General features: G+C 72.9%; 12 protein-coding genes and 1 pseudogene. 4 read left to right on the forward strand and 9 right to left on the reverse strand.

What is annotated here, in order from left to right:
• Positions 1-92 precede the first annotated feature (92 nt).
• Positions 93-908 (reverse strand): helix-turn-helix transcriptional regulator, encoded by an 816-nt coding sequence (locus OO54_RS16550; RefSeq protein WP_033203880.1) that lies wholly within the window; start codon positions 906-908, stop codon positions 93-95.
• 91 nt (positions 909-999) lie between these two features.
• On the opposite strand from OO54_RS16550, the gene OO54_RS16555 reads away from it, so the two are divergent.
• Both OO54_RS16555 and OO54_RS16560 read left to right on the forward strand, forming a co-directional pair.
• Positions 1000-2685, forward strand: a complete 1686-nt coding sequence (locus OO54_RS16555) for an AMP-binding protein (protein WP_033203882.1) — start codon at positions 1000-1002, stop codon at positions 2683-2685.
• Entirely contained in the window at positions 2682-4322 is a 1641-nt protein-coding gene (locus tag OO54_RS16560) for an AMP-binding protein (protein ID WP_033203884.1), read from the forward strand. The genes OO54_RS16555 and OO54_RS16560 overlap by 4 nt, the downstream gene beginning before the upstream one ends.
• A 16-nt stretch (positions 4323-4338) precedes the next feature.
• Here OO54_RS16560 and OO54_RS16565 read toward each other — a convergent pair whose 3' ends face one another.
• The 3 genes and pseudogenes from OO54_RS16565 to OO54_RS16575 form a co-directional block, all read right to left on the reverse strand.
• Positions 4339-4854: a GNAT family N-acetyltransferase gene (locus OO54_RS16565; protein ID WP_033203886.1), complete on the reverse strand. Its 516-nt coding sequence runs from the start codon at positions 4852-4854 to the stop codon at positions 4339-4341.
• Between the two features lie 19 nt (positions 4855-4873).
• Positions 4874-5845, reverse strand: a complete 972-nt coding sequence (locus OO54_RS16570) for a TIGR04222 domain-containing membrane protein (RefSeq protein WP_234439219.1) — start codon at positions 5843-5845, stop codon at positions 4874-4876.
• Between the two features lie 113 nt (positions 5846-5958).
• Positions 5959-6387, reverse strand: a pseudogene (locus OO54_RS16575) (hypothetical protein); the annotation flags it as partial.
• 1179 nt (positions 6388-7566) lie between these two features.
• On the opposite strand from OO54_RS16575, the gene gcl reads away from it, so the two are divergent.
• Entirely contained in the window at positions 7567-9345 is a 1779-nt protein-coding gene (gene gcl, locus OO54_RS16585) for a glyoxylate carboligase (RefSeq protein WP_033203889.1), read from the forward strand.
• 61 nt (positions 9346-9406) lie between these two features.
• Here the strand turns inward: gcl and OO54_RS16590 are convergent, their stop codons facing one another.
• Positions 9407-10594, reverse strand: a complete 1188-nt coding sequence (locus tag OO54_RS16590) for an ArsR family transcriptional regulator (protein ID WP_342450915.1) — start codon at positions 10592-10594, stop codon at positions 9407-9409.
• Positions 10595-10871: 277 nt separating this feature from the next.
• Between OO54_RS16590 and OO54_RS16595 the strand changes: the two genes are divergently transcribed.
• On the forward strand, positions 10872-12104 hold the full coding sequence (locus tag OO54_RS16595; RefSeq protein ID WP_033203891.1) for an MFS transporter: 1233 nt from the start codon (positions 10872-10874) through the stop codon (positions 12102-12104).
• Here OO54_RS16595 and OO54_RS16600 read toward each other — a convergent pair.
• The 4 genes from OO54_RS16600 to OO54_RS16615 form a co-directional block, all read right to left on the reverse strand.
• Complete coding sequence (locus tag OO54_RS16600) at positions 12040-12705, reverse strand: HNH endonuclease family protein (RefSeq protein WP_033203893.1); 666 nt, start codon at positions 12703-12705, stop codon at positions 12040-12042. The two genes, OO54_RS16595 and OO54_RS16600, sit on opposite strands and share 65 nt — an antisense overlap.
• Before the next feature lie 523 nt (positions 12706-13228).
• On the reverse strand, positions 13229-14686 hold the full coding sequence (locus tag OO54_RS16605; protein ID WP_033203895.1) for a catalase: 1458 nt from the start codon (positions 14684-14686) through the stop codon (positions 13229-13231).
• A gap of 187 nt (positions 14687-14873) precedes the next feature.
• Positions 14874-15764, reverse strand: coding sequence for a 2-hydroxy-3-oxopropionate reductase (locus OO54_RS16610; RefSeq protein WP_033203897.1), 891 nt, complete (start codon positions 15762-15764; stop codon positions 14874-14876).
• Between the two features lie 44 nt (positions 15765-15808).
• Positions 15809-16660, reverse strand: a complete 852-nt coding sequence (locus OO54_RS16615; protein WP_033203899.1) for a TIM barrel protein — start codon at positions 16658-16660, stop codon at positions 15809-15811.
• Between the last annotated feature and the right edge of the window lie 84 nt (positions 16661-16744).

A 16744-nucleotide genomic window follows, 5' to 3' on the forward strand; every position in this document is an offset into this window, starting at 1 on the left:
TGAGGTGAGTTCCTAGACAGCTCCCACCACACCGGAGGTCTTCGCCATGTTCAAGACCAGACCAGTGTCAACAACGCTCGTGATCAATACACCTAGGGCAGCGCCCCCGCCCGCCGGGCCGCCACCACGGCCTCCAGACGGGTGTGGGCGCCCAGCTTGCGCATCGCCGAGCGGAGGTAGCCCTTCACGGTCTCCGGGCGCAGGCCGAGGCGCTCGGCCGCCGCCGTGTTCGTCGCACCGGAGGCGACCACCGCGAGGACGTCCGTCTCGCGCGGCGTCAGGGAGACCCCGGGGGCGGTGGGCCCCGCGCCGGAGGCCGATTCGAGGCGGCCGCAGACGGCGATGAGACGCTCTCTGAGTGAGGGGTCGACGATCTTCGGGGCCAACTCGCGCAGCTCCCCGTACGCCTGGCGGACCTCCTCCCAGGACGGGGCGGGAGGCGGAGGAGCGAGCAGCTGCCGCACCTCGTCCCGCACTGCGAGGGCCTGCTCGATGTCACGGGCCGCCGCCATCGCGGCGTCGAAGACACGCTCTCCGATCGGGAGGGACTCGCGCAGCGCCCCGTACAGCACACCGCGCACCTTGCGGCGGACGACGACGGGGACCGCGATCACCGCGCGCAGGCCCTCCGCGGAGACGGGCACGTCGTACTCGTGGGTGATGTGCCGCGAGGACGCGTAGTCCGTGACCGCGCACGGCCGCGACAGCGCCAGACACTTCCCGCCGAGACCGGAGCCGGCCGAGATCGCGAGGCCGCTCAGCGCCGGCGTCACAGCCCCGCTCAGCTCGGCGATCCGCAGCGTGCGGCCCTCCTGGAGCAGTCCGCCGAAGACGACGGGCAGCCCGCTGGCGCGCCTGAGCCGCAGCAGCGCCGTCCGCAACTCCACCGCTTCCGTCTTCTCGGGCACGGAACCACTCCTTCACCCCCGAAAGGGGGTAGTGAGACCTGGGTCACTGATTACACGATGTCCGGGACCGGTCCCGCAACGAGGAGGACACATGACGGCAGCGAGCGCGACCAGCGCGACGGAGGGGTTCCGGGCGGCCCGGGACTTCCTGCTCCGGCATCGCGACGACTACGAGACGGCCTACGAGGGCTTCGCCTGGCCCCGGCCCGACCGTTTCAACTGGGCGCTCGAGTGGTTCGACGTGATCGCCGAGGGGAACGACCGGACCGCCCTGCACCTCGTCGAGGAGGACGGCTCCGAGACGAAGGTGTCCTTCGCGGAGATGTCCGCCCGCTCGAACCGGGTCGCGAACTGGCTGCGCGCCCAGGGCGTGCGCGCCGGCGACCGGATCATCGTGATGCTCGGCAACCAGGCCGAGCTGTGGGAGACCGTGCTCGCCGCGATGAAGCTGCGGGCCGTCGTCATCCCCGCCACGCCGCTGCTCGGCCCCGCCGACCTGCGGGACCGCGTCGACCGGGGACGCGCCCGGCACGTGATCGTGCGGGCCGAGGACACCGCCAAGTTCGACGACGTGCCCGGCGACTACACCCGGATCGCGGTCGGCGGCGACGGCGTGAGCTGGCTCGGGTACGAGCACGCGGCCCGCGAGTCCGCCGATTTCGAGCCCGACGGCGGCACCCTCGCGGACGACACGCTCATGCTGTACTTCACGTCCGGTACCACCGCCCGCCCCAAGCTCGTCGAGCACACCCACACCTCGTACCCGGTGGGGCACCTCTCCACCATGTACTGGATCGGCCTCAAGCCCGGCGACGTGCACCTCAACATCTCCTCGCCGGGCTGGGCCAAGCACGCCTGGTCCAACCTCTTCGCCCCGTGGAACGCGGAGGCGACGGTCTTCATCCACAACTACACGCGCTTCGACCCGGCGCGGCTGATGAGCGAGATGGAGCGCAACGGCGTCACCAGCTTCTGCGCCCCTCCGACGGTCTGGCGGATGCTCATCCAGGCCGACCTCGGCCAGCTGAAGACCCCGCCCCGAGAGGTCGTCGCCGCCGGCGAGCCGCTCAACCCCGAGGTCATCGAGTCGGTCCGGCGGGCCTGGGGCGTCACCATCCGGGACGGCTTCGGCCAGACCGAGACCGCCGTGCAGGTCTCCAACAGCCCGGGCCAGCGCCTCAAGGAGGGCTCCATGGGGCGGCCGAGCCCCGGCTTCCGGGTCACCCTCGTCGATCCGGTGACCGGCCGCCCGGACGTCGAGGAGGGCGAGATCTGCCTCGACCTGTCGGCCCACCCGGTGGGCCTGATGACCGGCTACCACGGGGACCCGGAGCGTACGGCCGAGGCGATGGCGGACGGCTACTACCGCACCGGCGACATCGGCTCCCGCGACGAGGACGGCTACATCTTCTACGTCGGCCGGTCGGACGACGTCTTCAAGGCCTCCGACTACAAGATCAGCCCCTTCGAGCTGGAGAGCGCGCTGCTGGAGCACGAGGCCGTCGCGGAGGCCGCCGTCGTCCCCGCCCCCGACCCGGTGCGGCTCGCCGTCCCGAAGGCGTACGTCGTCCTCGCCGCGGGCTGGGAGCCGGACGAGGAGACCGCGAAGGCGCTCTTCGCCCACTCGCGCGCGGTCCTCGCCCCGTACAAGCGCGTCCGCCGCATCGAGTTCGCCGACCTGCCCAAGACCGTCTCCGGCAAGATCCGCCGCGTGGAGCTGCGCCGGCTCACCGCGGAGGGCGGCGGCAAGGAGTACCTGGAAGGAGACCTCGGATGACCAGCACGGCGAAGAGTGCCACGGGCGTCGCGGAACTCTCGTACGCGCACGGCGTGTCGACCACCGCGCTCCTCGGCGACACGATCGGCGCCAACCTCGACCGGGCCGTCGCCGCCTGGCCGGACCGGGAGGCGCTCGTCGACGTGCCCACCGGGCGACGCTGGACGTACGCCGAATTCGGCGCGGACGTCGACCGGTTGGCGTGCGCGCTCCTCGGCAGCGGTGTCGCCAAGGGCGACCGGGTCGGGATCTGGGCGGTCAACTGCGCCGAGTGGGTGCTCGTCCAGTACGCCACCGCCCGCATCGGCGCCGTCATGGTCAACATCAACCCGGCCTACCGCGCCCACGAGCTGGCGTACGTGCTCAAGCAGGCGGGCATCTCCCTGCTGTTCGCCTCCCTCGCCCACAAGACGAGCGACTACCGGGCCATGGTCGACGAAGTCCGCGGCGAATGCCCGCGGTTGCGGGAGACCGTCTACTTCGGCGACCCGGGCTGGGACGAGTTCCTCCGGCGGGGGACGCCCGACCTCGCCGAGGACCTCCGGATCCGCGCGTTCGAGCTGTCCTGCGACGATCCCGTCAACATCCAGTACACCTCGGGGACTACGGGCTTCCCGAAGGGCGCCACGCTCTCCCACCACAACATCCTCAACAACGGTTACTTCGTGGGCGAGATGATCGCCTACAGCGAGCAGGACCGCGTCTGCATCCCGGTGCCCTTCTACCACTGCTTCGGCATGGTCATGGGAAACCTCGCGGCCACCTCGCACGGCGCCTGCATGGTGATCCCCGCCGCCTCCTTCGACCCGGCGGCCACCCTCCGGGCGGTGCAGGAGGAGCGCTGCACCTCCCTCTACGGCGTGCCGACGATGTTCATCGCCGAACTCGGCCTGCCCGACTTCGCGACGTACGACCTCTCCTCGCTCCGCACCGGGATCATGGCCGGCTCGCCGTGCCCGGTGGAGGTGATGAAGCGGGTCGTCGCCGAGATGAACATGGCGGAGGTGTCGATCTGCTATGGCATGACCGAGACCTCGCCCGTCTCCACGCAGACCCGCCGCGACGACGACCTCGAACGTCGTACCGGCACCGTCGGCCGCGTCATGCCCCACGTCGAGGTGAAGGTCGTCGACCCGGCCACCGGCCTGACCGTGCGACGCGGGACGGCCGGGGAGCTGTGCACCCGCGGCTACAGCGTGATGCTCGGCTACTGGGACGAGCCCGGGAAGACCGCGGAGGCGATCGACGCCGGCCGCTGGATGCACACCGGCGACCTGGCCGTGATGCGGGACGACGGCTACGTGCAGATCGTCGGCCGCATCAAGGACATGATCATCCGGGGCGGTGAGAACGTCTACCCGCGCGAGATCGAGGAGTTCCTGTACGGGCACGCCAAGATCGCCGACGTCCAGGTCGTCGGCGTCCCCGACGAGCGGTACGGCGAGGAGATCCTGGCCTGCGTCATCCCCCGCGACCCTGCCGACCCGCCGACCCTGGAGGACGTCACGGCCTTCTGCCGGGACCGGCTCGCCCACTACAAGGTCCCGCGCAGGGTCGAGATCCTCACCGAGTTCCCCATGACGGTCAGCGGCAAGGTGCGGAAGGTGGAGCTGAGGCAGCGGTACGGCTCCGCCTGAGGCAGGGCCTCCGCCGTCAGTCGACCTCCCGGCGCATGCAGATCCGGGGCCACGCGGACAGACCGTGCGCCGCCTCGGCCCGGCTGATGGCGAGCAGGCCGTCCGTGAGGGCCGGGTCGGACTCGGCGAGCGGCCGGAAGCCGAGCCGCGCGTAGTACGGGGCGTTCCACGGGACCTCGGTGAACGTCGTCAGGGTCAGGGCCGTCAGGCCCTGCTCCCTGGCGGCGGCCGCCAGGTGCTCGATCAGCGCCCGGCCGACGCCCCGGCGGGCGGCGTCCGGGTGCACCGACACCTGCTCGATGTGGGCCGAGCCGTCGACGGTGTCCGCGAGCAGGTACGCGACCGGGCGGTCGGCGGCGTCCACCGCGACCCAGGCCCGGCCCGCGCGGCGGTACGTCTCCAGGACGTCCAGGGGCAGGGGGTCGTCGTCGGCGATCGCCGCCATGCCGAGAGAACGGAACGGCTCGCCCGCCGCCCGTTCGATGTCCTGGAGCAGCGGGAGTTCGGCCGGAGCGGCCGCTCTGATGCGCATAGGACAGTATGGCGCGGTGTCACGGACGAGACCCGCCCGTGCCGGGACCACCCTCCGGACGCGGCTGGTTCCCGTCTCCACCGTCGGCCGGGTCCGTGGAGGGGCTCCGGCGCGGGGGCCCGTCGGCGGGGTTCGGGTAGGAGCTCCGGCTCGGGGGCCCGTCGGCCGGTTCCGGGCAGGGGTTTCGGCTCGGGTCTTCGGCGGTCGGGATCGCGTACGGGTTCCCGCTCGGGGGCTCGGCGGCGGGGCGGTCCAGGAGGCCGCCTTCGCGGGAGAAGCGGGGCAGGAACAGCGCGAGCGCCGGATCGCCGTACAGGGCGACGTACAGCTGGACGAGACGCCCGTCGGTGACCTCGCTGCGGAGGGCCGGCAGCGGGTACCGCTCGCGCAGGCCGTCGAGCAGCCGCCCCGCCGCCCGGGTGGCAGGCGGCAGCCGCAGCAGCGCCACCGCCGCGAGGACCGCGGGCACGCCGGCCGCGACCGCCGCCGCGACGTGCGCACCGGAGGGCCCCGGCGCGACCAGCCCCGCCGCCGCTCCCGCCACCACCGTCAGCGGCACGCAGCCCAGCAGCACCCGGGCCGCCCACAGCCGGGCGAGCGGCCGCAGCAGCCCCGACCCGCGGAGCTCGGCGCGCAGCGCGTCCACGCCCCGCCGCGCCTCGGGGCGCGAGGCGAGGGCCCGCAGCGCGAACGCCCGGTGGAGCGCCCCGTGCACGCCGAGCTGTACGGGGTCGCTGGTCCGGCCGGGGCCGCCGTTGGCCCGAATCGTATGTTTGCGGCCCGCCGCGACCGCCCCGCGCTGGTGCAGCGCCACCAGCGCGACGGTCACCGCCGCCCGCCGCCCGCCCCGCAGCAGCGCGAGCGCCTGCGGCGGCGGCACCTCGTTCCCGTCCAGTGCACCGCTTTCCCGGCTGCGGGTTCGCAACAGCGCGGCGGCGAGGAGGAGTTCTCCCCACGCGGCACCGATGAACCACCACATCCCCGTCGTCATGACGCCCACCCCCAGAGGGAGTTGTGCCCGGCGGAACATGATCGTCACGCGTGAATGGCCGGTTTCGGATGCCGAGGTGTCGTGTGCGGGGCGCCTCGGCACCCCCTGAGCCCTCAGGCTCCGCCCGCCGCCAGCTCGTCGGCCGCGTGGTTCACCGGCTGCGGGGTCCCGGTCAGGTCGAGGACGAACAGCGGGAGGCCCACCTCGGCGGCGCGCGAACGGGCCTCCGGGGTGTAGCCGGCGAGCGAGAAGAACACGCTCACCGCCGAGGCGCTCAGCCCGTTCAGCCAGAGGCACTCGACCGCCCGCAGTCCGGTCTGCCGGGTGCTCGGGTCGACCTGGGCGACGAGCCCCGGCGCCCGCAGGTCCACCCCGGAGGCCGGGCGCTCCTCGGGCTGGACGACGTCCCGGAACCCGAGCCACCGCAGGTACCCGGCCGCGGCGGCGACCGCGTCCCGCGCGGTGCGGATCGTCACCGGCCGGAACGCGTCCCGCACGGGGGCCGGGCGCGGCGCCGTCGGAGGCAGCGGAATGTGCGCGGGGTACCGATCGGCGAACGAGCGGTGCGCACCGACCCGCGGCGGCACGCCCGCCGCGCTCTGCGTCGCCGCGCCGGGTCCGGCCGCCGCGCGCCCCGTCTCCGGCTCGTCGGCCCGCGAGGTCTCCGCCCGCGGCCCGTCCGCACGGCGGCCCTCGGCGTGTGATCCGCCCGCACGGGGGTCGTCCGCACGCGGTTCGTCCGCGCGCGGGCCGTCCTCCCGGGGGACGCCGGCGCCGTGCCCGCCGCCGGCGCCGTGCCCGCTCGCACCCGCTCCGCCCCGCGCGCCGGGCCCCCTGCCGAACCACTCCGAGCCGGGCTCGGCGGCCCGTGACCGGGCCGGGGCGGAAGGGTCCGGGCCTCCGCCGCTCCCGTCGGCGCCGCACCCGCTGCTGCCCGACCCGGTTCCGTCGGACCCCGCGGTCCCGCCTTCGTTCCCGCTCCCGCCCGCGCTCCCGCGGCCGTGTGCCGTTTCCGGCCAGGACTCGACGTGCCCGCCGCCGGACGCGGGGGCCCCGGAACCGGGGGCGGCCGGTGCTGCTCCGCCGCCCTGCGGGGCGGCTCCCGGCGCCGTACGGGTGGGGCCGGCGTCGTCCGCGCCGGGGAGGGTGCCGGGCGGGGCCGGGGAGGAACCGGGTGCGGACGCGGAGCCGGGGGCCGGTGGTGTGCCGGGGTCGGTCACCGGGCGGACCGGGACGCGGAGGACCGTGCCGCAGGAGCAGCCGAGCTCGGGGTGGGGCCAGTCGTCCTCGCGGCCGCAGGCGCCGCAGCGGACGGTGACCCATTCGTCCGTCCAGTTCCGGTGCGTGATCGGTTCCGCCGTGGCGCCGGCCGTCACCGGTGGTGCCACGGGGCTGCCGCACGCACAGGGGAAGACCGGCGCCGCGTACGCCTGCGTACGCAGGCACTCCGGGCAGCGCACCGGTACGGAATCGCCCACAACCCAACCCCCTGTCGTTCCGCCCCATCGTCCACCCTTGCGCCACCCCGGGGGAGGGTGTTCGGCCACTTCGCTGATCCCGCCGGGCGGACTTCTCTTGACGGCCCTCCGTGACCCCACCTACATTGCTTCCGTATAGCAGAACAGTATTTCCGCATTACGGAAACAGGCCGCGATGGGCTTCCGAGCCCGCAGCGCGCGCCCGTCTCCGACCGGCCGAAGCAGGAGCACCCCATGCCTCGTATGACCGCCGCCGCAGCGGCCGTTGAGATCCTCAAGCGCGAAGGCGTCACCCAGGCGTTCGGCGTCCCCGGCGCGGCGATCAACCCCTTCTACCGCGAGCTCAAGAACGTGGGCGGGGTCGGCCACACGCTCGCCCGCCACGTCGAGGGCGCGTCCCACATGGCCGAGGGCTACACCCGTGCCAAGGCCGGCAACATCGGCGTCTGCATCGGCACCTCCGGCCCCGCCGGCACCGACATGATCACCGGCCTGTACTCGGCGATCGCGGACTCCATCCCGATCCTCTGCATCACCGGCCAGGCCCCGGTCTCGAAGCTCCACAAGGAGGACTTCCAGGCCGTCGACATCGCCACGATCGCCAAGCCGGTCACCAAGGCCGCCACGACCGTCCTGGAGGCCGCGCAGGTCCCCGGCGTCTTCCAGCAGGCCTTCCACCTGATGCGCTCCGGCCGCCCGGGCCCGGTCCTCATCGACCTGCCGATCGACGTCCAGCTGACCGAGATCGAGTTCGACCCGGAGACCTACGAGCCGCTGCCGGTCTACAAGCCGCAGGCCACCCGCGCGCAGGCCGCGAAGGCGCTGAGCTTCCTCCTGGAGTCCGAGCGCCCCCTGATCGTCGCCGGCGGTGGCATCATCAACGCCGACGCCACCGACCTGCTCGTCGAGTTCGCCGAGCTGACCGGCATCCCGGTCATCTCCACCCTGATGGGCTGGGGCACCATCCCGGACGACCACGAGCTCGCCGCCGGCATGGTCGGCGTCCAGACCGCGCACCGCTACGGCAACGCGACCTTCCTGGAGTCGGACTTCGTCCTCGGCATCGGCAACCGCTGGGCCAACCGCCACACGGGCTACAACCTGGAGGCGTACACCAAGGGCCGCAAGTTCGTCCACGTCGACATCGAGCCCACCCAGCTCGGCAAGATCTTCGCCCCCGACTACGGCATCGCCTCCGACGCCAAGGCCGCGCTCGAACTCTTCATCGAGATCGCCAAGGAGCTGAAGGCCGAGGGCAAGCTCCCCGACTTCTCCGCCTGGGCCGCCTCCGCGCAGGAGCGCAAGGCCACCCTCCAGCGCCGCACGCACTTCGAGAACATCCCGATGAAGCCGCAGCGCGTCTACGAGGAGATGAACAAGGCGTTCGGCCCGGAGACCCGGTACGTCACCACCATCGGCCTCTCCCAGATCGCCGCCGCGCAGTTCCTGCACGTCTACAAGCCGCGCCACTGGATCAACTGCGGCCAGGCCGGCCCGCTCGGCTGGACCATCCCGGCCGCCATCGGCGCCGCCACCGCCGACCCGGAGACCCCGGTCGTCGCGCTCTCCGGCGACTACGACTTCCAGTTCATGATCGAGGAGCTGGCGGTCGCCGCCCAGCACAAGGTCCCCTACGTCCACGTCCTCGTGAACAACGCCTACCTCGGTCTGATCCGTCAGGCGCAGGGCGGCCTCGGCATCAACTTCGAGGTCAACCTCGAGTTCGAGAACATCAACACCCCGGAGATCGGCGTCTACGGCGTCGACCACGTCAAGGTCGCCGAGGGCCTGGGCGTCAAGGCCATCCGCGTCACCGACCCGGACAAGCTGGGCGAGGCGCTGGAGGAAGCCAAGAAGCTGGCCGTCGAGCACCAGGTCCCGGTCGTCGTCGAGGCCATCCTGGAGCGCATCACCAACATCGCGATGAGCAAGACGGTCGACATGAGCGACGTCACCGAGTTCGAGGAGCTCGCGACCGAGCCCGGCCACGCCCCGACCGCGATCAAGGCCCTCCTGGTCTGATCCCCGGAGCCGTGACCCGGCCCCCACCCCGAGGAGCACCGGGGCGGGGGCCGTCCCGCGTTCAGCGCCCCCCGGCCGGTCCCGGGCCCGCAGTCCGCTCCGGGCCCGCAGTCCGCTCCGGGCCCGCAGTCCGCTCCGGGCCCGCAGTCCGCTCCGGTCCGGGCGTCCGCTCCCGCACCGCCGTCCGTTCCGGGCCCCCGGGCCGGGCAGGGGTGTCGGCTCGACCGGGGTCCCGGCTCCGGTCCGCCGCCCGTACGAGCACCGCGCCCGCCTCCGTCCACTCGTACAGCACCGACCGGCCCGCACGGCCCCGGCGTACGAGCCCGGCGTCCCGCAGGATCTTCAGGTGCCGGCCCACCGAACCGAGGCCCTGCCCGGTGAGCGCGACCAACTGACTGGTGGACTTGGGGTCCTGGAGTCGTACGAGGACCCCGGCCCGCGCCGTTCCGAGCAACGCGCCGAGCCCTTCCGGCACGACCGGGCCCGCACCGTCCGCGAGCACGCCCGCGCACGCGTACACGACCGCGAACCGCTCCGTTCCCTCCCACGAAACCCAGCCCGTGCTCGGGGTCACCGGCACGAAGAGCAACCGCCCCCCGTCGACCGAACGCGGGGGATAGGCGCGGGTGTTGACCTGGAGACGCCCGTCGCCGAGCCAGCGCAACCGGCCCGGGCAGAGCTCGTCGAGGGCCGCCGCCCAGCCGCCCCGGCCCAACCGGGCGGTCCGCGCCACCACATCGGCCTCCAGCACCCTGCGGCGGCGCGGCCAGTCGGGCAGCACCGTCTCCCGCCACACCCAGGTCAGGACCTCCGCCATCCGGCGCGGCAGATCTCCCGCCGACCTCAGCGGCTCCGGTACGGGCCCGCCGACCGCGACCTCCAACTGGGGCACGGCGTCGCCCGGTTCGGCGTCCCGGACCGCCGCGACCTCCTCCTCGAAGGACCGCTCGCGCTCGCCGGTCGGCGTCGGCGTCAGGAAGTCGGCGTTCCAGGTGGGCCCGAGGGCGGCCCGTACGAGGAGCGCGTCCAGCGGCTCGGCCGCGAGGCGCTCCCGGTACGCGGGCAGGTGCGCGGCCAGCCAGGCCCGCTCGCCCGGGTGGGTGCCGACGGCCGCGTGCAGGGTCTTGAGCGCCGCCACCGTCTCGGCGAGCGGCGAGACGACGAACCTGCTCCCGGCCAGGGAATCCGTACCGATCTGCCACCAGCCCACGCCGCCCGCCCCGCCCTTCACCTCCGCGCACGCCCCCATGACGCGCCCGCACACCTGCCCCGACGCCGCGCCCGCACACCTGCCCGCACGACGCGCCCGCGGCCCTGCCCACCTGAGGGCCGGCCTCTGGAGGCCGGCCCGCCGATGTGACGCGCCCGCGGGCCGGCCCGCCCGGTGGCCGGCCTGCCCGCACGACGCGCCCGCCGCATCTGCCGGCGGGGTCGCCCCGCCGACGCGGCCGTCCGCCGCCCCCACCGACGTTTCGCTCCTCCGCGAAACGATATCGAGGCGGCAGCCCCACCCCGAGACTGCCCGCATGCCCCGCTACCGCACCCTCTTCCGTACCCCCGAATTCACCCCGCTCTTCCTCGCGGGCTCGGCGCAGACGGCCGCGCAGACCGTCGCGGGACTCGGGCTCGCCACGCTCGTCTTCCGGGCGACCGGCTCGCCGTTGCTGTCCGCCCTCGCGCTCTTCGGGCCCTCGCTCGCCCAGCTCGTCGGCGCGACCACGCTGCTGTCGGCCGCCGACCGGCTGCCGCCGCGCGCCGCGCTCTCCGGCGTCGCCCTGTTCTTCACGCTGGCCACCGGCGTCCTGGCGATCCCCGGACTGCCCGCGTGGGCGGTCTTCGCGGTCCTCCTCGCCGAGGGGCTCGCGGCGTCGCTGGGCGGAGGGGTGCGCCACGGACTCCTGAACGAGATCCTCCCGCGCGAGGAGTACCTGCTCGGGCGGTCGGTGACGAACATGGCCGTCGGCGTCTGCCAGATCGGCGGCTTCGCCACCGGCGGGCTCCTCGTCGCCCTGCTCTCGCCGCGTGGCGCGGTCCTCGTCGGTGCGGGGCTGTACCTCGCGGCCGCCGTCGCCGCCCGCCTCGGCCTCGGGGCGCGTCCGCCCCGGGCGGCCGGGCGGGCGTCGGTCGCCGAGACATGGCGGAGCAACGCGCTGCTGTGGTCCTCGCCCGCCCGCCGCCGCGCCTACCTCGCCCTGTGGGTGCCGAACGGGCTGGTCGTCGGCTGCGAGTCGCTGTTCGTGCCGTACGCCCCCGAGCGCGCCGGGCTGCTCTTCGCGTGCGGCGCGTTCGGGATGCTGGCCGGGGACACCGCCGTCGGCCGCTTCGTACCGGCGCGGCTGCGGGGCCGGGTCCGCTTTCCGCTCCAGGCGCTGCTCGCGGCCCCGTTCCTGCTCTTCGTCCTCGACCCGGGGCCGTCGCTCGCGGTCGCGGCCGTGACCGTGTCGGCGGTGGGATACGGGGCGAGCCTGCTGCACCAGGAACGGCTGATGGAGCTGGTGCCCGAGGAGCTGAGCGGTCACGCCCTCGGGCTGCACAGCTCGGGGATGCTCGCCCTCCAGGGGGTGAGCGCCGCGCTGGCCGGCGCCCTGGCCCAGTACACGTCACCGCGCACGGGGATGGCGGTGCTCGCCGCCGCCTCGCTCGCCGTGACGTTCTGCCTGGCCCGCGCCGAGCGCGCCGGGCGCGGGGCGGGATCTACCGAGGGGCCGTCGAGCGCAGCACGACCGTCTCCTCGCAGGGACCGTCGGCGAACAGCTTGAGCGCCTCCACCTCGTCCTTGTCGGCGGACAGGCCCCAGCGCAGTTTGGTGGCCACCCACTCGCCGACGTAGCGGCAGTACCGTCCGGCGTCCGAGGGCACCCACTCGGCCGGGTCCCGGCCCGCCTTGTCCCGCCGGCTGCGGGCCGTGACGGCGACGAGGGTCGCGGCCGCGCCCTGGTCGTTGGCGTACTCCTCCCGCCGCGCCGCGGTCCAGCCGGACGCCCCCGACTCCCAGGCCTCCCGCAGCGGGACGAGGTGGTCGACGCGGAGCATGGCCGGGTCGGTGACGTTCTGGCCGTCGTAGTACGAGGTCCAGCGGCCGCCGGTGAGGGCGCAATCCGCCCCGGCCCGGGGCGCGTCGACGGCTTCCGCGAGCAGCACCTCGGAGCGGGTGTCGCAGTCGTCCGCGGGGTCGAGCCCCTTGTTCCAGTGGCGGAACGCCGTCTCCTTGTACCCGTCCGGGTCCTCGGCGGCCTCGGTGAGTTCGGCGAGCGCGTCGGGCAGCAGGACGACGTTCGCGGACAGGGCGGGGGAGGGGGCGGCCAGGGGCGACAGGATCAGCGCGAGCGGGGTCAGGCCCCGCACCAGGTTCTTGATCATGTAAGAGTGGATAACCCCGGTGCCGCGGCGCGGCGGGCCCAACTCGCGCTGCGCTCGTCCGAGCGGGTGCGGATCTTCACCGCAGAAACGATGCGCTTGCCCCGGAGACGTGCTTGCCCCGGAACGGAGAAGAGCGCGGAACCAGGGACCGTAAACCTGGTTCCGCGCTCTCCCGCCTGATGACCGCCCGACGGCACGAGGCTGGCGCGACAGGACGTTCGCGCCGCCGGGCGGTGGCTCGGTGGTGCACCCGGGCCCCGAAGGGGCGGGCCGGGGTGGTGTGCCCGGGTCCCGAAGGGGCGGGCTGGGGCGTTGGGACCGCGGCGGTGTCGACGGGCGCGTCGGCCGGTCCCTTCTTTCAGGTCAAGAAGGGGGCCTGCGTCCTTACCACCGCACTGGCTCGACGCCGCCGCGGTCCTCACGCTTGTCCGGTCCGCCGGCCACCCCTCATCCGGGCCGGCGATCCGGACCGCGCACGGCACTGACCTCCCGTCAGGTGCCGTACGCAGTCTGGGTGTCGGGATCAGTCCTCGCGCAGGGCGCGGACCGCCTCGGCCACGCGCTTGCCGTAGTCCGCGTCGGCGGCGGCGAAGTGCGCGAGGTTCTTCTCGATGACGTCCTCGCGGGACACCTGGGACAGACCGCCGGCGATGTTGGCGATCAGGCGGCCCTTCTCGTCCTCGGACATCAGGCGGTAGAGCTCGCCGGCCTGGAAGAAGTCGTCGTCCTTGGTGTGCGCGGGCGCCTCGTGGGTGCCGGTCCAGCCGTGGATCGCGAGCGGCGCGGAGAGCGCGGCGTCGGTCTGGGCCGGGCCCTGGTACGAGTTGGGCTCGTAGTTCTTGTCGTGGCGCGAACCGTTGCGGGTGGCCATGAAGCCGTCCCGGCCGTAGTTCTGGGCCGTGGTCGCCTTGGGGGCGTTCACCGGCAGCAGGGTGTGGTTCACGCCGAGGCGGTAGCGGTGGGCGTCCGCGTAGGCGAAGAGGCGGCCCTGGAGCATCTTGTCCGGCGAGGGGCCGATGCCCGGGACGAAGTTGTTCGGGGAGAACGCGGCCTGCTCGACCTCGGCGAAGACGTTCTCCGGGTTGCGGTCGAGGACCAGGCGGCCCACGCGCTGGAGCGGGTAGTCGCTGTGCGGCCACACCTTGGTCAGGTCGAACGGGTTGAAGCGGTAGTCCGCGGCCTCGGCGGCCGGCATGACCTGGACGTACAGGGTCCAGCTCGGGTTCACACCGCGCTCGATGGCCTGGAGCAGGTCGGTCTGGTGCGAGTTCGCGTCCTTGCCGACGAGCTCGGCGGCCTGCTCGGCGGAGAGGGAGCGGATGCCCTGGTTCGTCTTGAAGTGGTACTTGACGAAGAAGGCCTCGCCCGCCTCGTTGGTCCACTGGTAGGTGTGGGAGCCGTAGCCGTTCATGTGACGGTACGAGGCCGGGATGCCGCGGTCGCCCATGAGCCAGGTGATCTGGTGCGTGGCCTCGGGGGCGTGCGCCCAGAAGTCCCAGACGTTGTCCGGCTCCTGCTTGCCCGTGAAGGGGTCGCGCTTCTGGGAGTGGATGAAGTCGGGGAACTTGATCGGGTCCTTGATGAAGAACACCGGGGTGTTGTTGCCGACGAGGTCGTAGTTGCCCTCTTCGGTGTAGAACTTCAGCGCGAAGCCACGGGGGTCGCGCACCGCGTCCGCGCCGCCGAGCGAGTCGGCCACGGTGGAGAAGCGGAGGAAGGTCTCGGTCTTCTTGCCGACCTCGGAGAGGAAGGCGGCCTTCGTGAAGCCGGTGACGTCGTCGGTCACCTCGAAGTAGCCGTACGCGCCGGAACCGCGGGCGTGCACCACGCGCTCCGGGATCCGCTCACGGTTGAAGCGCGCGAGCTTCTCCAGCAGGTGCTGGTCCTGCAGGAGGATCGGGCCACCGACGCCGGCGGTGGCGGAGTTCTGGTTGTCGGCGACGGGGGCGCCGGACTCGGTCGTAAGCACGCGCTTCGACATCGTGACCTTCCGTACGGGAGCTCTGCTGACGGTCCGAGGAGCGTAGGTTCGGCTCGAACGTAACGTCAACAGTTTGTTGAAAAGGAAGTGAGGTGTTCCGGCCGACGGCGACGCCTTGGGCGCGACAGGACAGGTGTCAGCGCCGCCGCCGACCGGAATTCAGGGGCCCCATGAGGGGGCGGGTGGGTCAGACCTGCCGGCCGGAGAGGCGCTCGACGGCGCGCAGCAGGGCCGAGTGGTCCAGGCCGCCGTCGCCCTGCGCACGCAGGGAGGCGACGAGCTGGGCGACGACGGCACCGACCGGGAGGGCCGCGCCGACGTTGCGGGCGGCGTCGGTGACGATGCCCATGTCCTTGTGGTGCAGGTCGATCCGGAAGCCGGGCTTGAAGTCCCGGTTCAGGAAGTTGTCCTTCTTGCGGGTCAGCACGGTCGAGCCGGCCAGACCGCCGTTGAGGACGTCCAGGGCGGCCTGGAGGTTCACGCCGGACTTCTCGAGGAAGACGACGGCCTCGGCGCAGGCCTGGATGTTGACCGCGACGATCAGCTGGTTGGCGGCCTTCACCGTCTGGCCGGAGCCGTGCGGGCCGCAGAGCACGATGGTCTTGCCGAGGGCCTCCAGGATCGGGAGGGCCTCGTCGAAGTCGGCCTGCTCGCCGCCGACCATGATCGAGAGCACGGCCTCGATGGCGCCGGCCTCGCCGCCGGACACCGGGGCGTCGATGACGCGGATGCCCTTCTCGGCGGCGTTCTTGGCGAGGTCGACCGAGGTCTGCGGGGTGATCGACGACATGTCGACGATCAGCGCGCCCTGCCTGGCGTTCTCCAGGATGCCGTCGGGGCCGTAGGAGATGGCCTCGACCTGCGGGGAGGCGGGCACCATCGTGATGATGACGTCGGCGTCCTTGACGGCCTCGGCGATCGACGCGGCGGCGGCGCCGCCGGCCTTGGCGAGCCGGTCCAGCTTGTCCTGCTCAAGGGTGAAGCCGGTGACCGAGTAGCCGGCCTTCAGCAGGTTCTCGGACATGGGGGAGCCCATGATGCCGAGACCGATCCACGCGATCTTGGGGAGATTGCTCATGAGGGTGCCTCTCAAAACAAGGTGATACGGGGAGGTGGCCTGCGTCAGCGGGCCGGGCGGGCCTCGGCGGGCAGCCACTCGAAGGAGGCGGCGGCGTCGGCGGCCTTGTACTCCAGGCCGACCCAGCCGTCGTAACCGGCCTTCCTCAGCTCGTCGAGCAGCTGCTCCAGGGGGAGCTCGCCGGTGCCCGGCGCGCCGCGGCCCGGGTTGTCCGCGATCTGGACGTGGCCGGTCTTGGCCGCGTACTCCGCGATGACCTGGCTGACGTCCTCGCCGTTCATCGACAGGTGGTAGATGTCGAGGAGGAACTTGGCGTTGCCGAGGCCGGTGGCCGCGTTGACCTTGTCGATGACCTCGATCGCGGAGGGGGCGCTCACCAGCGGGTAGAGCGGCGACTCCGGCTTGTTGAGGGTCTCGACGAGGAGGATCGCGCCGATCCGGTCGGCCGCGCGGGCGGCCAGGACCAGGTTCTCCAGGGCGAGGGCGTCCTGGATCTGCGGGTCGACGCCCTCGACGCGGTTGCCGTAGAGCGCGTTGAGCGCCTTGCAGCCGACCGAGGCGGCGAAGTCGGCGGCGACCTCGATGTTGGCGCGGAAGCGGTCCGACTCTTCGCCGGGTACGGAGAGGGCTCCGCGGTCCGGGCCGGGGAGCTGCCCGGCGTAGAAGTTCAGGCCCACCAGCTGGGTGCCGGCGTCCTCAAGAGCCTTCTTGAGGGCGTCGAGCTCGCTCTGCTCGGGGGTGGCGGTGTCGATCCAGGGCCACCACAGCTCGACCGCGGTGAAGCCCGCCGCGGCGGCGGCCGCGGGGCGCTCCAGGAGCGGGAGTTCCGTGAAGAGGATCGACAGGTTCACATCGAAGCGCTGGTCCGTGCCTGCGCCTACTGAGAAGCGGGCCATGAGGGGCGGCGCTCCTTCCGTATTGCGGAAGTAACTTTCTGTCTGACGGAATGTTGCAAGGGGGCCGCCTCACTTGTCAAGAGG

Origin of the sequence: Streptomyces wedmorensis, from assembly GCF_000716445.1 — a bacterium.
GTDB classification, from domain to species: Bacteria; Actinomycetota; Actinomycetes; order Streptomycetales; family Streptomycetaceae; genus Streptomyces; species Streptomyces wedmorensis.